General features: G+C 63.2%; 17 protein-coding genes. 7 read left to right on the top strand and 10 right to left on the bottom strand.

All coding sequences use genetic code 11. The features are described 5' to 3' along the window. Positions 1–122: 122 nt before the first annotated feature. Positions 123–731, bottom strand: a complete 609-nt coding sequence (locus tag F758_RS0118385) for a TetR/AcrR family transcriptional regulator (protein WP_024509238.1) — start codon at positions 729–731, stop codon at positions 123–125. 120 nt (positions 732–851) lie between these two features. Between F758_RS0118385 and F758_RS0118380 the strand changes: the two genes are divergently transcribed. Together F758_RS0118380 and F758_RS0118375 are read left to right on the top strand one after the other, a co-directional pair. Next, a complete protein-coding gene (locus F758_RS0118380; protein WP_024509237.1) occupies positions 852–1,316 on the top strand; it encodes an ester cyclase in 465 nt (154 codons plus the stop codon). 57 nt (positions 1,317–1,373) lie between these two features. Next, complete coding sequence (locus tag F758_RS0118375; protein WP_024509236.1) at positions 1,374–1,868, top strand: DUF3237 domain-containing protein; 495 nt, start codon at positions 1,374–1,376, stop codon at positions 1,866–1,868. Between the two features lie 449 nt (positions 1,869–2,317). Here F758_RS0118375 and F758_RS0118370 read toward each other — a convergent pair whose 3' ends face one another. After that, positions 2,318–2,782, bottom strand: coding sequence for an Lrp/AsnC family transcriptional regulator (locus F758_RS0118370; RefSeq protein WP_024509235.1), 465 nt, complete (start codon positions 2,780–2,782; stop codon positions 2,318–2,320). A 156-nt stretch (positions 2,783–2,938) separates the two neighbouring features. On the opposite strand from F758_RS0118370, the gene F758_RS0118365 reads away from it, so the two are divergent. Next, complete coding sequence (locus F758_RS0118365; RefSeq protein WP_024509234.1) at positions 2,939–3,952, top strand: 1-aminocyclopropane-1-carboxylate deaminase; 1,014 nt, start codon at positions 2,939–2,941, stop codon at positions 3,950–3,952. Between the two features lie 218 nt (positions 3,953–4,170). Here the strand turns inward: F758_RS0118365 and recQ are convergent, their stop codons facing one another. The 7 genes from recQ to F758_RS0118330 form a co-directional block, all read right to left on the bottom strand. Next, positions 4,171–6,012 carry a DNA helicase RecQ gene (gene recQ, locus F758_RS0118360; RefSeq protein ID WP_245286526.1) on the bottom strand — a complete coding sequence of 614 codons (1,842 nt, stop codon included), beginning with the start codon at positions 6,010–6,012 and terminating at the stop codon, positions 4,171–4,173. Positions 6,013–6,131: 119 nt separating this feature from the next. Continuing rightward, positions 6,132–7,112, bottom strand: a complete 981-nt coding sequence (metA, locus tag F758_RS0118355) for a homoserine O-succinyltransferase MetA (RefSeq protein WP_024509232.1) — start codon at positions 7,110–7,112, stop codon at positions 6,132–6,134. A gap of 14 nt (positions 7,113–7,126) precedes the next feature. After that, positions 7,127–8,431, bottom strand: a complete 1,305-nt coding sequence (locus tag F758_RS0118350; RefSeq protein WP_024509231.1) for an O-acetylhomoserine aminocarboxypropyltransferase/cysteine synthase family protein — start codon at positions 8,429–8,431, stop codon at positions 7,127–7,129. Positions 8,432–8,694: 263 nt separating this feature from the next. Further along, on the bottom strand, positions 8,695–9,633 hold the full coding sequence (locus F758_RS0118345; protein ID WP_024509230.1) for an alpha/beta hydrolase: 939 nt from the start codon (positions 9,631–9,633) through the stop codon (positions 8,695–8,697). 292 nt (positions 9,634–9,925) lie between these two features. Continuing rightward, positions 9,926–10,807 (bottom strand): hypothetical protein, encoded by an 882-nt coding sequence (locus tag F758_RS0118340; protein ID WP_024509229.1) that lies wholly within the window; start codon positions 10,805–10,807, stop codon positions 9,926–9,928. A 26-nt stretch (positions 10,808–10,833) separates the two neighbouring features. After that, on the bottom strand, positions 10,834–11,814 hold the full coding sequence (locus F758_RS0118335; protein ID WP_024509228.1) for an amino acid--[acyl-carrier-protein] ligase: 981 nt from the start codon (positions 11,812–11,814) through the stop codon (positions 10,834–10,836). A gap of 22 nt (positions 11,815–11,836) precedes the next feature. Further along, positions 11,837–13,060 (bottom strand): acyl-CoA dehydrogenase family protein, encoded by a 1,224-nt coding sequence (locus tag F758_RS0118330; RefSeq protein ID WP_024509227.1) that lies wholly within the window; start codon positions 13,058–13,060, stop codon positions 11,837–11,839. A gap of 329 nt (positions 13,061–13,389) precedes the next feature. On the opposite strand from F758_RS0118330, the gene F758_RS0118320 reads away from it, so the two are divergent. The 3 genes from F758_RS0118320 (at position 13,390) to mtnA (ending at position 15,789) form a co-directional block, all read left to right on the top strand. Further along, positions 13,390–13,659: a phosphopantetheine-binding protein gene (locus F758_RS0118320; protein ID WP_024509226.1), complete on the top strand. Its 270-nt coding sequence runs from the start codon at positions 13,390–13,392 to the stop codon at positions 13,657–13,659. Positions 13,660–13,783: 124 nt separating this feature from the next. Continuing rightward, entirely contained in the window at positions 13,784–14,686 is a 903-nt protein-coding gene (locus F758_RS0118315) for an S-methyl-5'-thioadenosine phosphorylase (RefSeq protein ID WP_024509225.1), read from the top strand. After that, positions 14,683–15,789 carry an S-methyl-5-thioribose-1-phosphate isomerase gene (gene mtnA / locus F758_RS0118310; protein WP_024509224.1) on the top strand — a complete coding sequence of 369 codons (1,107 nt, stop codon included), beginning with the start codon at positions 14,683–14,685 and terminating at the stop codon, positions 15,787–15,789. The genes F758_RS0118315 and mtnA overlap by 4 nt, the downstream gene beginning before the upstream one ends. A 146-nt stretch (positions 15,790–15,935) precedes the next feature. On the opposite strand, the gene F758_RS0118305 is transcribed toward mtnA, so the two are convergent. After that, positions 15,936–16,571 (bottom strand): HAD-IA family hydrolase, encoded by a 636-nt coding sequence (locus F758_RS0118305; RefSeq protein WP_024509223.1) that lies wholly within the window; start codon positions 16,569–16,571, stop codon positions 15,936–15,938. A gap of 108 nt (positions 16,572–16,679) precedes the next feature. On the opposite strand from F758_RS0118305, the gene F758_RS0118300 reads away from it, so the two are divergent. Next, the gene (locus F758_RS0118300; protein ID WP_024509222.1) at positions 16,680–17,438 is read left to right on the top strand and encodes a S1 family peptidase; all 759 of its coding nucleotides are present in this window, start codon (positions 16,680–16,682) and stop codon (positions 17,436–17,438) included. Positions 17,439–17,445 lie beyond the last annotated feature (7 nt).

Here is a 17,445-nt window from a genome sequence, read left to right as displayed (position 1 = left end):
GTAACGCTTTGGCCCTTACCGCGTCCTGTCGGGCGGATTAATTTGTGCTTTCGGCGGAATTAATTCTGCGTAAGGCGGCGGGCCGCCCTGAGGCTGGCTGCGAGGAGGATGCGCGTCGCGCGTTACGTCCGGCGGAAGGAGTCGAGCAGGCTGGCGATGATCTTGCGTCCGCGCTCGCGCATCCTCTTCGGGTTGTCCGCCTCCGGCAGCATCAGCGCCATCTTGCAGATCATGGCGTCGACCATGCGGCCGAGCAGATCGACGTCCTCGAAATGAAGCTCGCCGTCGCGCTTGAGCGCGTTCATTGAGGCCAGCAGCAGCGCCATCGGGTAGGCCTCTTCGATCTCCTGAAAACGCTTGTTCCCAAGCACGCCGGGCGCTTCGGATATGACGATGCGCCGATAGGTCGGCTCGAGACAGACGTCGAGATAGGCGTCGATGCCGGTGAACAGCCGGTCCCAGATCCTGCGCTGGCCCTTCGATTTCTCGTCGACGCTCGCGACGGCTTCCGCCTGCATCAAGACGACCACGGCGTCGAACAGCGCCTTCTTGTCCTCGAAGTGGTGATAGAAGGCGCCGCGCGTGACCCTGGCGGCGCGTGAGATCGCTTCGATGCCCGCGGCCTGATAGCCCTCCCTGGTGAAGATCTCGCGGCCGGCTGCGAGCAGCGCCTGCCGTGTCGCTTCCGTGTACTCGTCCCGTCGGCTTCGTCCGGATGTCGTTTCCTGCATGGGGGACAACATAGTGCTTGACGTTCTGGAGGCATTCGATATGTTACATACACGATGTATGCAAAAAACATATCGGATGCATTAACGCGCTGATGCGGCTGCATGGAAGGCGGAGCGTGCATGGACGGCGAGCGCATGTTCGAGCCAGCGCTGGCACTTGCCAGCGCCAAGAGCCGGCAGGACCTGTCGGCGGCGATGAGGCTGTTTCATCCCGACATGGTGCTGGAGACGCCGGCCTTCGGCACTAAGGTGCGCGGGCTCGATGCGAACCGCGAGGTGCTGACGAAATTCTTCGCGTCGTTTCCGGATTACAGCGTGACGCTGGAGGGTCATGCCAGCAACGGCGAGGCCCTGATCTGCTGGGGCACGGTGCGCATGACCATGACCGGCGAGCGCTTCGGCGTGACACCCAACGGCGAGCAGGCCGAACTGCCGGTGTTCATTCAATTCGAATTCAAGGACGGCCTGATCGCGCGCGAGCGCTTCTTCTTCGATCTCTCCGCGCTTTGCGCGCAATCCGGCGTTTCGACGGATGCGGTGCGCGAAAAGCTGTTCGGCAGGCTCGCCGCTTCGGCCGCAATGTGAAAGACGCGAGTTCGACGAACGCGTTCGCTGGACTCGCTGGAATTGGAGAGCATGCCCATGAAACCGGATCCGCGCGTCAAGGCTGTCGGCGACATCACGACGACGCACCTGCTCGACGTCGTGATCGACCTCAATCCGCGCCTCAATATCGGCGAGGGCCCGCTGGGCCGGCGCGTTCTGTTTGGCGCTGCGGGCGGGTCGTTCGCAGGTCCAAGACTATCCGGCAAGGTGCTTGCCGGCGGCGGCGATTGGGCGCTGTTTCGCGCCGACGGCGCGATGGCGCTCGACGTCCGCCTGACGCTGCAGACCGATGATGGCGCGCTGGTGCAGATGACCTATGGCGGCCGCTGGATCGTCCCGCCGGATCTCCGTGCGGACATTGCAGATCCCGTGAAGCGATACCAGGTCGATCCCTCCCGCTATTATTTCCGCACCAACCCGCTGTTTGAAACGGGCGCGAAGGACTACGCTTGGCTCAACGACATCGTCTGCGTGGGGGTCGGCTATCTGGTCGAAGGCGGCATCGCCTACAAGGTGGCTCAACTCGTATGAGGCGGTGAAAAGCAAGAACCCGCCAGCACGTGACTGACGGGTCCTCGCTGCATTGAGCGCGGATGGCTCAGTATTTGCTGCGCGGCTCGGTACTACGATCACCAGGGGCCATTTGCGACGAGCCCCTGGTCGCGCCTCGCGACTGTGACTGTCCGGTCGTGCCTTTGCTCTGCACGCGGCCGCCGGGGTTCACTTGCGAGGCTCCACTGCTCGTGTCTGACGGGGAGCCCTGCATCTCCTGATCTCGCGGCATTGCAGATGTGCCGCCTTTGCTACCTTGGGCGAACGCGCATACGCTCGTTCCAAGCAAGAGTGCAGTCGCGACAGCGATCGTCTTCTTCATCAAAGTCTCCATGGTTGATGAGTCCACGACAACGATGCTTGTCGGTTGCTGTTCCAACGAACGCGACAATGAAATTGGGAAGTCGGCCGCGCAAGTCGAGACTGTGTCAAAAATCCAGCGGCGCGTTGTCGACGACTTCCTTCATCACAAAAAAGGTGCGGGTTTGCCGCACGCTGGGCAATGCGATCAATTGTTCGCCATGAATGCGATTGAAGTCCTCCATGTCGCCGACGCGGATTTTGAGGAAGTAATCGAAGTCGCCCGCCACCAGATGGCAGTCGAGCACGAACTTCAATTTCGCCACAGCCTGTTCGAAGGCGGCAAAGCTTTCGGGTGTGGAGCGGTCGAGCACGACCCCGACCATCGCTAGCGCGCCCTTGCCAACCTTGCGCGGCGCGATCATCGCGCGGACCGCGCCGATAAAGCCCTCCTCGAACAGCCGCTGGGTACGGCGGTGACAGGTGGCAGCGCTGACGCCTACCGTCTCGGCCAGCTCCGCGTTCGAGAGGCGGCCGTTATTCTGCAGCAAACGCAAAATCTTAAGGTCGATCCGGTCGAGTCTTGCTGACATGGAAGATTCTTTCGAAGATGAACCAGATAGAGACCGAAACTACAATGAACGTGCGGAAAGGTGCGACAAATTATGCAACAGTGGCTCAATTTAGAGAGCACATTTCTCGTCGTTGGTGATAGGGCGTCGGCGACGGTCAAACCATCGGGACACCAGATGCTGGAAAAATTCGCGCGCTATCCGCTCACCTTCGGCCCCACCTACATCGAGAAGCTGGAGCGGCTCTCTCGCCATCTCGGCGGCAAGGTCGAGATCTACGCCAAGCGGGAAGATTGCAATTCGGGCCTTGCCTTCGGCGGCAACAAGCTGCGCAAGCTCGAATACATCATTCCGGACGCCATCGCCTCCAATGCCGACACGCTGGTCTCGATCGGCGGCGTACAGTCCAACCACACCCGCATGGTCGCGGCGGTTGCTGCCAAGCTCGGCATGAAGTGCCGTCTGGTGCAGGAAGCCTGGGTGCCGCATGAGGACGCGGTCTACGATCGCGTCGGCAACATCCTGCTCAGCCGCATTATGGGCGCCGACACGCGCCTGGTCGATGACGGCTTTGACATCGGCATCCGCAGGAGTTGGGAGGAAGCGATCGAGGACGTGAAGGCGAAGGGCGGCAAGCCCTACGCAATCCCGGCGGGCGCGTCCGTGCACAAGTTCGGCGGGCTCGGCTATGTCGGCTTTGCCGAGGAGGTACGCGCGCAGGAGAAGCAGCTCGGCTTCGCTTTCGATTACATTGTGGTCTGCACCGTCACCGGCTCGACCCATGCCGGCATGGTGGTGGGCTTCGCCAAGGATGGAAGGCAGCGCCGCGTGATCGGCATCGACGCCTCCTTCACGCCGCAGCAGACCAAGGCGCAGGTGCTCGACATTGCCCGCAATACCGCGCGGCTGGTCGAGCTCGGCCGCGAGATCGAAGACGACGACGTGGTGCTGATCGAGGACTACGCCTATCCGGCTTACGGCATTCCCTCGGAGGCGACCAAGGAGGCCATCCGTCTCTCAGCGCGGCTAGAAGGTATGATCACCGACCCCGTTTACGAGGGCAAGTCCATGCAGGGCATGATTGATCTCGTGCAGAAGGGCTACTTCCCGTCGGGATCGAAGGTGCTCTACGCCCATCTCGGCGGCGCGCCGGCAATTAATGGCTATGGGTACACGTTCAGGAACGGGTGATTCTTCTCCTTCTCTCCGTTCTTCACGCAGAGAGTGTCACCCGGGTCGCATCCTCGATGCGATCCGACCTCTCCCGCGAGCGGGGCGAGGTGAAGTGAGTCGGTTGCGGCGACCCACGGGCCGTAGGACCGTAGTATAGATAGAGCAAAGCGAAACCCATCGCTTTGCGGGTCGCATTTCCAATGGTGGGTTTCGCTTCGCTCTACCGGCCCTACGAATCAGGCCTCGCCGCGGTTTGCGGTGATCACCGCGATCAACTCCGCACCATAATGCTCGAGCTTCTTGTCGCCGATGCCCGCGACGCCGCGTAAGTCGGCAAGCGTTGCCGGGCGTGCGGCGGCAATGCCGTCGAGGGTGGAATCGTGCAGCACGACATAAGCCGGCACGCCGCGCTTGCGTGCCGTTTCCGAGCGCCAGGCCCGCAATGCGGCCTGCAGATTGGGATCGGCTCTGCCCGGGCCGGCGGCGCCGGCTGCGAGATCGCCCCGCCTTGATTTGGCGCGGATCGCGCGGTTGCGTGCGCCCTCCTGCTCCTCGCGCAGCCAGACTTCGGTCTCGCCGCGCAGCACGCCACGCGCCGATTCCGTCAGCTTCAAGGCGCCATAGGCCTCGTGATCGGCGCGCAAATGCCCCATGGCGACGAGCTGTCGCAGCACGACGCGCCATTGCTTCTCGTTGAGCTCGCGACCTACGGCGAACACGCTCAATTTGTCGTGCTCGAATTGCTTGACCCTCTCGGTGAGGCGGCCCACGAGAACATCGATTAGATGCATGGCGCCAAAACGCTGCCCGGTGCGATAGACGCAGGACAGGAGCTTTTGCGCGAGGATCTTGCCGTCGCGCAGTCGCGGCGGTGACAGGCAGTTGTCGCAATTGCCGCAATTTTCGGAAGCAAACGTCTCGCCGAAATAGGACAACAGCCGCACGCGCCGGCAGTTTGCCGCCTCAGCCAGCGCCACCAGCGCCTCGAGCTTCTGCACCGAGACGCGCTTATACGCCTCCGAAGCGTCGGATTCGTCGATCATGCGCCGCTGCTGCACGATGTCCGACAAGCCGTAAGCCATCCAGGCCGTCGAGGGCTTGCCATCGCGCCCGGCGCGGCCGGTCTCCTGATAATACGCCTCGATGCTCTTGGGCAGATCGAGATGGGCGACGAACCGCACGTCGGGCTTATCGATGCCCATGCCGAAGGCGATGGTGGCGACGATGACGATGCCGTCCTCGTTGATGAAGCGATCCTGGTGGTGGGCGCGGACGCTCGCCTCCAGCCCGGCATGGTAGGGCAGAGCGGGGATTCCGGCGTCTTGCAAGGCTTGAGCGACTTCCTCGACCCTGGCGCGGCTCAGGCAATAAACGACGCCGGACTCGCCCGGATGCCGCTCGGCGATGAAGGCTTTGAGTTGCCCGACCGCGTTTTTCTTGTCGACGATCTCGTAGCGGATGTTCGGCCGGTCAAAGCTCGAGACGAACTGCGGCGCATCTGATAGCGTCAGCCGCTCGATGATCTCCTTTCGTGTCAGCGCGTCGGCGGTCGCGGTCAGGGCGATGCGCGGCACGGCCGGAAAGCGCTCCGCGAGCAGCGAGAGCCCGATATATTCGGGCCGAAAATCGTGTCCCCATTGGGACACGCAATGCGCCTCGTCGACGGCGAACAGTGCGATGCGCGCCTGTTCGAGCAGCGACAGGCAGCGCGGGGTGAGCAGCCGTTCCGGTGCGACATAAAGTAGGTCGAGATCGCCCGCGATCAGCCGCCGCTCGACCTCGGACGCCTCCTGATAGGAGAGGGTCGAATTCAGGACGGCGGCATTGACGCCGGCCTCAATGAGGCCCGCGACCTGGTCGCGCATCAATGCGATCAGCGGCGAGACCACGATGCCGCAGCCGTCGCGAAGCAGCGACGGCAATTGATAGCACAGCGACTTGCCGCCGCCGGTCGGCATCAGCACCAGGCAATTGCCGCCCGCCGTGACATGCCGGATGATTTGTTCCTGCGCACCGCGGAAGGCCGTCAGCCCGAACACGGAGTTCAGAACGGAATGGAGGCGGTCTGTCTCGAGCACGCGATTGCAGGTTGGGGTGGCGTCGGGCGCAATGGGATTCGTGATGCCGTCAATCTATCCGCCTTTGCGCGACAGTGCCAGCCTGACGCGCATGGCCGGGCGGCCGTCCGACCCTTGCCCTATTCGGCGGGCTTGGCCAGGAAGCCGAGCCAATTCCTGAAGATGACGCTCGCGGCCACGCCCGCGGCGATATCGCCGCGAAGCGTGAGGCCCGGAAGCTCGGCCGCAAGCGTCGGCTCGCGTTCCGCCTTCGCGTGCCTCTCGAAGCTCGCGAGCCTGGTCTCGGTTGTCGCGTCGAAATAATTGGCGGGGATCGCGGGATAGTCATCGCGCTCGCCGGCCAGGAAACGGGCGAGGTCGCGCATATATTCGCGCTGCAAGGACAGCGCATCATATTCCGGGTGGCCCTGGAAGAAGATGAAGCGGCTTTGATACTGCTTGATAAAAATGTCGACGCCGGCGGCTTGCGACCGCGTCAGTACCTGATAACCGCGGCCTTCGAGCTCGTCTTCGCGCAGCTCGTTGAGGCGCGAATGGGGGATCTTGAGCGGGGCGCGCAGGCCGCGGATCAGCCAATGATCCTGCGTCTTGGCGCAACTATAGATCCCGGAACATTTTGCACTGAGCCGCTGCCGCTCGATGCCGTCCAGATGCAGCACGGCGGCGTGCGCGGCGAGGCAGGACCAGATCGTCGAACGCGTCTTCGTCTTGGCCCATTCAATGATGCCCGCCAGGTCGCGCCAGTAAGGCTCGTTCGCCAAGGCCGGCGCGATTGGCTCGGCGCCGGTCACAATCAGCCCGTCGATGTTGAGCCGGTCGAGCTCGGCGATGTCACTGTACTCCTTCGCGACATGGGATTGCGCCGCCGGCGAACGGCTGATCGAGGGCAGGGAGAAGCAGTGGAAGCGGATGCGCACGTTTCGCGCGGCGCCGCTGAGCAGGCGCATGAATTGGCGCTCGGTGGCCTTGAGCGCGCTGTCCGGCATGTTGTTGATCAGGCCGATGGTCAGCTCAGCCGGCGTATCGCCGACGAGCTCATCCTGCCCGGGCGCGAGCGCCGGACTTGCGATCGACGTATTGTTGTCGAACAGGAGTACCATGGCACTGTTGCCGTCTATTCGGCGGCCTCGAGGCGGTCATGCTGAGGACAAGCTTTTGCGAGCGCCTGATCGAGATCCTCGATGATGTCGGCGACGTGCTCGATACCGATCGAAAGTCGGATGGTTTCCGGCAGCACGCCGGCAGCGCGCTGCTGCTCGCTCGACATCTGGCGATGCGTCGTGGAAGCCGGATGACAGGCGAGTGACTTGGCGTCGCCGATGTTGACGAGCCGGGTGATCAACTTCAGCGAGTCATAGAAGGTCTTGCCCGCCTCCAGGCCACCCTTGATGCCGAAGGTGAACAGCGAGGAAGCGTTGCCATCGAGATATTTCTGTACCAGCGGATAATAGGGGCTGTCGGGGAAGCCGGCATAATTGACCCAGGCGACGCGCGGATCGCTGCGCAGGAACTCCGCCACCTTGCGCGCATTTTCGACATGCCGTTCGACGCGCAGCGCGACCGTCTCGATCCCCTGCAACAGCAGGAAGGCGTTGAAGGGCGACAGCACCGAACCCATTGTGCGTTGATAGACGCTGCGCGCCCGCTCGATATAGGCCTTTGCGCCGAACCGTTGGGCATAGATGAGGCCGTGATAGGAGGCGTCCGGCTGGTTGAAGGCGGCAAAGCGGCGCGGCTGCTCCTTCCAGGGGAAACGACCGCTGTCGACGATAGCGCCGCCGAGCGTGGTGCCGTGGCCGCCGAGAAATTTCGTCAGCGAGTGCACGACGATATCGGCGCCGTAGTCGAAAGGTTTTAACAAGATTGGCGTCGCCACGGTGTTGTCGACCATCAGCGGTACGCCATGGCGATGCGCGACCTTTGCCAAAGCTTCGATATCGCAGACATTGCCGGCGGGATTGCCGATGCTCTCGGCGAACACGGCCTTGGTATCATCGTCGATGAGCTTCTCGATCGCGTCCGACCGGTCGCTTTCGGCAAAGCGCCCGGCAATGCCTTGGCGCGGCAGAATATGCGAGAGCAGCGTATGTGTCGTGCCGTAGAGCTGCGGCACCGAAACGATGTTGCCGCCGCCGTCGGCGAGGTTGACGAGCGAGAAATGCAGCGCCGCTTGTCCCGTCGCCACAGCCAGCGCACCGACGCCGCCTTCGAGTTCGGCGATGCGCTTTTCCAGCACGGAAGTGGTGGGATTGGCGATGCGGCTGTAGCGAAAGCCTTCCGCTTCCAAGTTGAAAAGTGCCGCGCCGTGATCGGCGCTGTCGAAGGCATAGGAGGCGGTCTGGTAGATCGGCACCGCGACTGCCTTGGTGGTCGGGTCGGGGTCGTAGCCGGCGTGAATAGCGATCGTCTCGTTGCGCATCATCGACCTCCAGCCTGGCGCATCGTTTCTTCTTGAAAGTGCGCTGACGCCGGCCGTTTTGTTAGAGAGGAGGGATCAACGGAGCAATAATTCGCGCAAAGATCGACGAAATAACCCTAATGAATTGCAGCGGGCGATGGGTAAAATTTGAATCAATTTTGCTGAGGCGCATTCGGGGGCGCGCGTTAGCGCGAACCCGGAATCTCGAGATTCCGGGTCGGTTCGATGCTTCCCATCGCCCCGGAATGACCGGCAATAAAAGCTCACCCGACCGCGCGCCGGACCTGCTCGCCGATTTGCGAGAGCACAAGCCGCGCCTGCGGCAGCACCGCGCCCATACAATGGAAATTATGAACCATGCCCTCATGGCAGACATGCTCGACGGTGACGCCTGCCGCGAACAGTTTTCGCGCATAGGCGTTGCCCTCGTCGCGCATCGGATCATATTCGGCGGTGTGGATGATTGCGGGCGGCAGACCCGCGACATGGAGCGCGCGCAGTGGCGAGATGCGAGGGTCCGCAAGGTCCGCGCCCTCGGGCAGGTAGTCGGCGAGATCGGCCTGCAGCGTCAAGCGATCGATCAGAAGGTCTTCGGCAAATTCCTCTCGGGACGGTGAGGTTTCCTCGAAGTCGAGCACGGGACAGATGAGGCACTGCGCGGCAATGTCCAGCCACGCGTGCTGGACCGCATGCTGGCAGACCACGGCGGCAAGTGTCGCGCCGGCCGAATCGCCGCCGACCACCAGCCGGCTCGCATCGATGCCGAGGCCGGCGGCATTACTGAGCACAAACTGCGTCGCGGCGATCGCGTCCTCAACCGCAGCGGGGAATTTGTGCTCGGGCGCGAGCCGGTAATCCACCGAGATCAAGCGGCAGGCGGCCGCCTGCGCCAGCGCCGCCGCGATGCGGTCGTGAGTTTCGATGCTGCCCGCGACCAAGCCGCCGCCATGAAAGAACACAAAGCCCGGCGCGGCCACCTCGCCCTGCGCGGCAGCCGGTGCATAGAGCCGGTAGGCGATGTCGCCGGCGGGGCCCGGCAACACGCCGTCTTCGCGCGCGACATCGCCAACATCGCCGCGCGCAAATTGCATCAGCTTTGCCAGGGCTTGCCGGCGCTCCTCGGGCGTGGGTCGCTTCCTCTCCGCGGACGAAGCGGCGGCCATCATCGTGAGCAGGCGTTTGGCGAGAGGATCGAGCGGCATGGCGGCACCGTTAACCAGGCGGGCATTGGGGCAGACAACCATAAATCGAGCACTATTGCGGCGGGAGAGGCAAGGGAATCCTTAAACCTCTAGCGACAGGGTGGCGCCCATGATGCGGCGCGCAGACGCCCGACATGGAGGGCCGCATGGTTCCCAGCAGCAAGCCCGTCAGCTATTCACGAACCTGGACGTCTTTTTCCCGTCATTCCGGGGCGATGCGAAGCATCGAACCCGGAATCTCGAGATTCCGGGTTCGCCTCTTCGAGGCACCCCGGAATGACGGTGCACTCAATTACGGCCCGTAAATCACCAGCTCCGTGTCCGTGAGATCGCACAGCCGCGGAGGGTGCGGGCCCTTGAAATATTTGCGGCCGCGCGCCTGCGTATAGAAGCCGGTCAGACCCTCCACGCGGCCGTTGGCATCCAGCGCGACCGCGATCTTGCCGCGCCGGAGCAGGAGGCGGCCGATCCTGCCCGCGCAGGCGATATAGTCGGCGACGTCGCGGCAGTAGATCAGTTGCATCGCCGGCAGTGCGATCCAGCCGCGGCGGATGCGCATCGGCTGCAGGATAAACGGAAAGGCGCGGCCGCCGGCCGCGCGGCAGACTAGGCTGAGGCAGCCATAGCCGGCGTGCCGCGTCAAAAGCGCGACCTCGGCCGCGGATAGGCCGTCGATCGTGGGCGCCTGTTGCGAGATGATTTCCAGGCGCATTCCTTGCGCGGCGCGCGACAGTGCGGGAAACGAGAAGAACAATCCGCTGCAATAGGGCTGAAACCCCTGTGCTTCGATGATCCGCCAGGTCCAGTGCGCCGGACTGATATTGACGTAAGTAACGTCCTTGTGCCGTTGCGCGATCTTGGTCAGCATCGGCGCGTAACCGCGGAACGCAGGCTCGACGTACCAGCTCGAGAGATTGCAGCGAATTGAGGTCTCGCCGCCCTCGTCATGCGCCGTGTAGATCAAGAGCAGCACGCCGACCGGCGTTCCCTGATGATCGAGCATGTAGCCGAAGCGCGGAAAGCCGTCCGGCACCTCGCGCATCGCCTGCCGGCGCAGGCCGCCCATCCAGTAGCCGCGCGCACGGCCAACAAAGCCGCGCGTCAGGAGATCGGCAATCGCCTCCAGATCGGAGATGCCGATTTCACGACAGCGGATCATGGGCCTGTGCTGCATCACAGCATCCGCTTACGATCGTGATCTCAGCGCCAACCCTCGACATGGGCGTCGGCGTTGGCGTGGATCGAGAACCCCAGCGTTTCGCGCACCTTCGCCGGCCACCGTGTCAGGTCCGTGCCGTGGGTGTGGAACATGGCGACGGCCAGCCTATCCATGCCGAAGGCAACACAGCCGGTGTGGGCCGGCTCGCCGTTCGCATCCTCGATGCCCCACGTGGTGCCGAAATGATCGCGGTGATAATTGAAACTCATGCAGGCGGTCGGCTGATCCTCCGAGCGCAGCGGCACCAGTAGCTCGAATTTCAGTGATTGCTGCTTCTGGCTCACCGCCTTCATCTGGCCGACTCGGCCAAAGAAGGGATCGCTCGCCTGATCGATCTTGAAGGTCAGCCCGAGATCGCGGGCGATACCTTGCGCGCGCACCATCCAGCGCTCGCGGAATGCTGCGACGTCAGAAGGATCGCCGATGCAGACATATTCACGCATCCGGAAGGATTGCAGCCGATCGAGATGGCGCGAAGGCTCGCGGCGGAAGCAATCGGCGGCGACGTCGAAGCGCAAGCCGCCCGATGGCAGCCGGCCACGCTGTGCTGCGATCGGATAGACGGGATAGCAGGCGGCGGGCGACAGCACGAGGTCGGCCGGCGACAGCGATGTGGTCCAATCGCCGCCCGCATCAAAGCGGCTCACCGCGGCGTGGATCTCGCGTTCGGTGCCATGCAGGCCGCAGACGCAGCCGAGCAGATTAGGGAAGCTCTTGAGGTACCCGGACTTCTCGAGCTGGGTACGGCTCATGACCGGCGGAAAGCGCATCACCTCGGTATTCGGCTCGCGATGCTGGCTGATCAGGACTGCAAGCCGCTCCACCACGTCTTCATAAAGCGCGGTGCGCGCATAGACGCCGTCACTGCCCATCCTGTGAAAGAGGATGTCGGCGAGGTGGTCGAGCGGATCGGTCGATTGCGGCGCGAGTTCGGGGGAATCGGTTTGAACGGCGATCGTCATAGCGGCATTCCTGGCATTTCCATCAATCACGAAGGGCCGTGGGCACGGCGCTCATCAAACTGGCGGTGGCGATATTCGCAAGGATACGGTCGTTGTTGATCATCAGTGGCGCAGACAGCGCGTCGCGCAAATGGCGGCCGATCGAGAATTCGCCGTCATTGCGATAGCCGGCAAGGCCGCAGGCCCGCATGGCGTGGGTGGCGGTCTCCACCGCAAGCTCCGAGGCCTGCACCTTCAACAGGTTGATCGCGGACTGGAAGTCGATCGAGCTCAGCACGCGATCGTCATATTCATGCACGGCGTAGAGGTCGAGATGGCCTGCGATCATGGCGCGGAGCTTGGTGAGGGACATCTTCGCGGCCGTGTAATGCGCGGCGCCCGGCGGCATCTGGCCGCCCGCACCGCGCGCGGCTTTGCGGATGAAGCGCTGGGCACGTTCGACGGCCGCCGCCGCGATGCCGGCCCACACCGAGGACCAGGTGAGATGCGCGACCGGAGTCATCGTTTGGGCGTGAATCCTCTCATAGGCCTCGGGGAAGATCATTTCCGCCGGGCCCCTGATCTTCAGCTCGAAGCCCGCGCTGCAGGTGCCGCGCATGCCCAGCGTTTCCCAACCCTGGCCGCGCGCAAGCGTGTAATGATCCTTAGTCACCGCCAGCAGCACCTGGTCGGAAGCCGTGGCATCGCTGGCGCGGCGCGCGATGGTGACGATGCCGTCGGCCTCGGCGCCATAGGAAATCACGGTGGCATTGCGGGTGAGCGAAATCCCATTGGCATCGTGTTCGACGGCCGCGGCGCTCGCGCGGATATTGCCGCCGTTCTGGCCCTCGGTGGTCGATGATGCCAGCAGCAATTGTTCGGTCGCCACGCGCCGCATCAGGTCTTGGTGGTAGCGGCTGCCGACGCTGTGCCGGACCAGGCAGGCGACCTTGGTCTGGTGCATGGCGAAGATCATCGCGCTCGATGCGCAGGCGCGGCCGAGCGTGTAGCAGATTTCGGTCACGTCCTGGATCGAGGCGCCGAAGCCGCCGAATTCGACGGGGATCAACATGCCCAGGAGCTTCTGTTCGCGTGCAGCATCGATCGCGGCCCTCGGAAAGCGAGCGTCGCGATCGACCTCCTCCGCCTCGGCCGCGGCCGCGACCGCAACGGCTGCGGTGCGCTGCAGGAACAGCGAGCCCCGATCCATCAGCAGGTGATCGTCGTCCGCCGCAGGTTTGTCGAAGCTGGCGTGCTGGACATTCATGACCGACCTCCGGTTCTTATCGCGTCGTGCCGCGCGTCAGGTCGAAGCAGCTGCGGGCATCGACTACCTGATTGTTTTCGATTGAGGCCGGAGGCTATGAATTTAATTCAAATGCGTCGATGAAATTCAGGGTAAATGATTGCCTTTCGAAATGGACAGTTAATCTCTGGTGTTTGGCTGGCAAAAAGATCGTGAAGACGCGTTAGCCTTAAATGCAAAAGCCGCATTTGATTAGAATGCGTCAGCCTCAACGCCAGGCATTTGTCCCTATAATCTGCGCTCCGCTGACAGCGGCATCGTATCTCGATTGTAGGAATTAAGGGTTGAGCATGCAAAGCCACGAGGCCGATATTCGCAACCGGATCGTCGCCCTGGTGAAAGCGGTCCTCGAACAGAGTTCGCTCACCGCTGAAGTCGCGCCGGAGGCCAGGCTTGTCGACATCGGACTGACGTCGATGGACATGGTCAACCTGATGCTCTCGGTGGAAGCGGAGTTCGATTTCACGATTCCGCAAGATGAGATCACGCCGGAGAATTTCCAATCGGTCGAGACGCTGCAACGGATGGTTGCGAACCAGCTTCAGCCGACGGCGGCTTAGCGGTTTTCACGCCGTCATTCCGGGTTCGATGCCGACGCATCGCTCCAGAATGACATCTTCGTCAACCATCGCTCCCGCCGCAAATCTCCGCTAGACTGGCTCGGACCAGACCAGCGGGGAGATCATGGCAAAGGCAGTTCTTGGTATCATCGGCGGCTCCGGCATCTACGATCTGCCGGGGTTGGAAAATGCGCGCGACGAGGCGATCACGAGCCCCTGGGGTGAGCCGTCGTCGCCCGTACGCCGCGGCACCATAGCAGGGCTGCCGATCGTGTTCCTGCCGCGGCATGACAAGGGCCATCGGCTGTCGCCCTCTGATATCAACTATCGCGCCAACATCGATGTGCTCAAGCGCGCCGGTGTTACTGATCTGGTTTCGCTCTCCGCCTGCGGCTCGTTCAAGCAAGAACTGCCGCCGGGAACTTTCGTACTGGTCGACCAGTTCGTCGACCGCACGTACAAGCGCGAGAGCTCGTTTTTCGGCAAGGGCTGCGTCGCCCATGTCTCGATGGCTCATCCGGTCTCGCCGCGGCTGCGCATCCACCTTGCGGCGGCGGCGGAAGCCGAAGGCGTCAGAATTGCCCGGGAAGGCACCTATCTCTGCATGGAGGGTCCCCAATTCTCCAGTTATGCCGAGAGCATGACTTACAAGAGCCTCGGCTATTCCGTGATCGGCATGACCAACATGCCCGAGGCGAAACTCGCGCGGGAAGCTGAAATCTGCTACGCTACGGTCGCGATGGTGACCGATTTCGACTGCTGGCATCCGGATCATGATGCCGTCACCGTGCAGGACATCATCCGGGTCCTGAATTCGAATGCCGACAAGGCAAAGGCGCTGGTGGCGCGGTTGGCCCGGGATTTTCCCAGGGAGCACGAGCCCTGTCCGATCGGCTCCGATCGCGCGCTCGACACCGCGTTGATCACCGCGCCGGAAGCGCGCGACCCCGAGCTATTGAAGAAGCTCGATGCGGTGGCGGGGCGGGTGCTTGGGCTTAAGACCGCAACAGAGATGGGTGTGCCGTGAAGGTCGATGGCAAACATTTCCGAAGTATCTGGCTCGACGAGGATGGCTGGTCGGTCCGTGCCATCGACCAGCGGCGGCTGCCGCATGAGTTCGTGATTGCGCGGCTGACGAACTGCGTGGAAGCCGCGGAAGCGATCCGTTCCATGCTGGTGCGCGGCGCGCCGCTGATCGGCGCCACTGCAGCATTCGGCATGGCGCTCGCCATGCGTGAAAATGCGACCGATGCCGCGATCGATCGCGCGTACGGCGTGCTGGTTGCCACGAGGCCGACCGCGATCAACCTGAGATGGGCCCTGGAGGAGATGCGCGCGGCGTTGCAGCCGCTTGATCCGGCGGCGCGCGCGGCCGCGGCTTACGCCCGCGCTGTCGCGATTGCGGATGAGGATATCGTCATCAACCAGGGCATCGCGCAAAATGGGTTTGCGGTGATCGAGGCGATTGCCGTCCGCAAGAAGCCCGGTGAACCCGTCAACGTGCTGACCCATTGCAATGCCGGCTGGCTCGCTACCGTCGATTGGGGCACGGCGACGGCGCCGATCTATCTCGCGCATGATCGCGGCCACAACATCCATGTCTGGGTCGACGAGACCCGTCCGCGCAACCAGGGCGCATCGCTCACCGCCTGGGAGCTCGGCCATCACGGCGTGCCGCACACCGTCATTGCCGACAACACCGGCGGCCATCTGATGCAGCATGGCATGGTCGATCTCGTCATTGTCGGCACCGACCGCGTCGCCGCCAATGGTGACGTCTGCAACAAGATCGGCACTTACCTCAAGGCGCTCGCGGCCTTCGACAATGGCGTGCCGTTCTATGTCGCGCTGCCTTCGCCGACGATCGATTTTAACGTCAGCGACGGGCGCGCGGTGCCGATCGAGCAGCGCGGTGGCGAAGAGGTCGCGACCATGACCGGCCGCACCGCCGACGGACGGATCGAGACGGTGCGGATCGTACCGCAGGAATCGCCGGTCGCGAACTACGCGTTCGATGTGACGCCGGCGCGGCTGGTCACGGGCCTGATGACGGAGCGCGGCGTGCTGAGGCCGGAGCGCATGGCACTGGCCGCTGCATTCCCGGAGCGGATGGCGAGCGCCGCGGAGTAGCTGCTAGCTCCGTCATCCTGCGGCGCTCGCGTAAGCGAGCCTCGAAGGATGACCGGCCACGATCGAGCAGCGGGGCCGTCGCCCTTCGAGACGGCGCTTGCGCGCCTCCTCAAGGTGACGGTGATGGTTTGGCTTACTGTCTTTGGTCAGGTGAGCTTCAACGCCGTCGCCGCCTCGAGCTCCGCAATCGCCTGCGCTGCGCTCGTCACCTTGATCGTCGTCATCCCCATGGCGCGGGCCGGCTTCAAGTTGATTCCGAGATCGTCGAGATAAACGCATCTCTTTGGATCGACCTTCAGCGCCTCCACCATCATCTCGTAGATGCGCGGATCGGGTTTGCGCAGGCCGATTTTGGCGGATTCGATGACATGGTCGAACAGCGCCATCACCTCCGCGATATAAAGCCCACGGCCGGCGGCGCTGCCGATGGCGTTGGCCGGTAGATTGTTGGTGATGCAGCCGGTCTTGAATTTGGCATTGATCCGCTTCAAGGCTTCGACCATCTCCGGCCGCAGATCGCCGGCGAGAAGCGGCAACACGTCACGCCCTCGCACCTCCGCGCCCAGCGCCAGCGACTCCGCGGCGAACAGCTTGTCGAATCCGTCGATGTCGATCTCCGCGCGTTCGAATTTCGCCCAGGCGTTTTCCAGATGATTGGCGGCGTTGGTGCGCCGGATGATGTCCGTCGGAAATCCGCGCTCGCGCTCGAACCGCGCGAAAGCCTCGAACGGCGAGGTGGTCAGCACCCCGCCGAAATCCCAGATCACCGCTTCAATCATCAAGTCCTCTAAGCTTTCAAACGCTGTTTCAAACGGGCAAGCAGGTCAGCCCGGCCGAGGGCCAGTTATGCATCCTTGGCGCGACGTGTGCGAGCGGTTATGGCTGGAGACATGAAGATTCTTGCACCATTCGCGGCCGCCGTCGTGCTGCTGAGTTCGCCCGCCCAGGCCATCGTGGGCGGTGCGGTGCCGTCCAACGAGGGCATTGGCCGCGCCGTGGTCACCATTGTCGGCTCGCGCGGCAATTTTTGCTCGGGCAGCCTGATCGCGCCCGCGCTGGTGCTGACGGTCGCGCATTGCGTGCAGCCCGGCGCCGAATACAAGATCGTCGAGTATGACGCCGAGCGGAAGCCGCAATTGAGGGATGTGAAACGCATTGCCATTCACCCCGGCTTTCAGATGCAGGCGATGCTGGCGCATCGCGCGACGGCCGACGCGGCGCTGTTGCAACTCGAAATTCCGCCAAAGGGAAAAACGTCCGCGATGCTTGGTGCGCCCGTTCCGCCGATTTCGCCGGGCGGCAAATTCACCATTGCCGGCATCGGCGTGACCGTACGCGGCGACGGCAAAAGCGGCGGCATCATCCGCAGCGCAAGCCTGGTCGCGACGGGAAAGCCCGGCAGCTTGCAGATTCGGCTGGTCGATCCGGCAACAAGCGGCTTAAGGGACGGACTTGGCGCCTGCACCGGCGATTCCGGCGGGCCGGTGTTCGAAGATCAGCAGGGCGCGCCGATCATCGTTGGTGTCATTAGCTGGTCGACCGGGCCGAACGGCAGCGCTGGCTGCGGCGGTTTGACGGGAGTCACACCCCTCACGCTCTACAAGGACTGGATTCTGCAAACCGCGCGGCAATGGGGTTTTGTGCTGTGATTGCGTG

This window comes from Bradyrhizobium sp. ARR65, from assembly GCF_000472385.1.
Taxonomy (GTDB): Bacteria; Pseudomonadota; Alphaproteobacteria; order Rhizobiales; family Xanthobacteraceae; genus Bradyrhizobium.
Note: the sequence above shows the minus strand (reverse complement) of the source record. Positions and strands in the feature narration are given on the sequence as shown.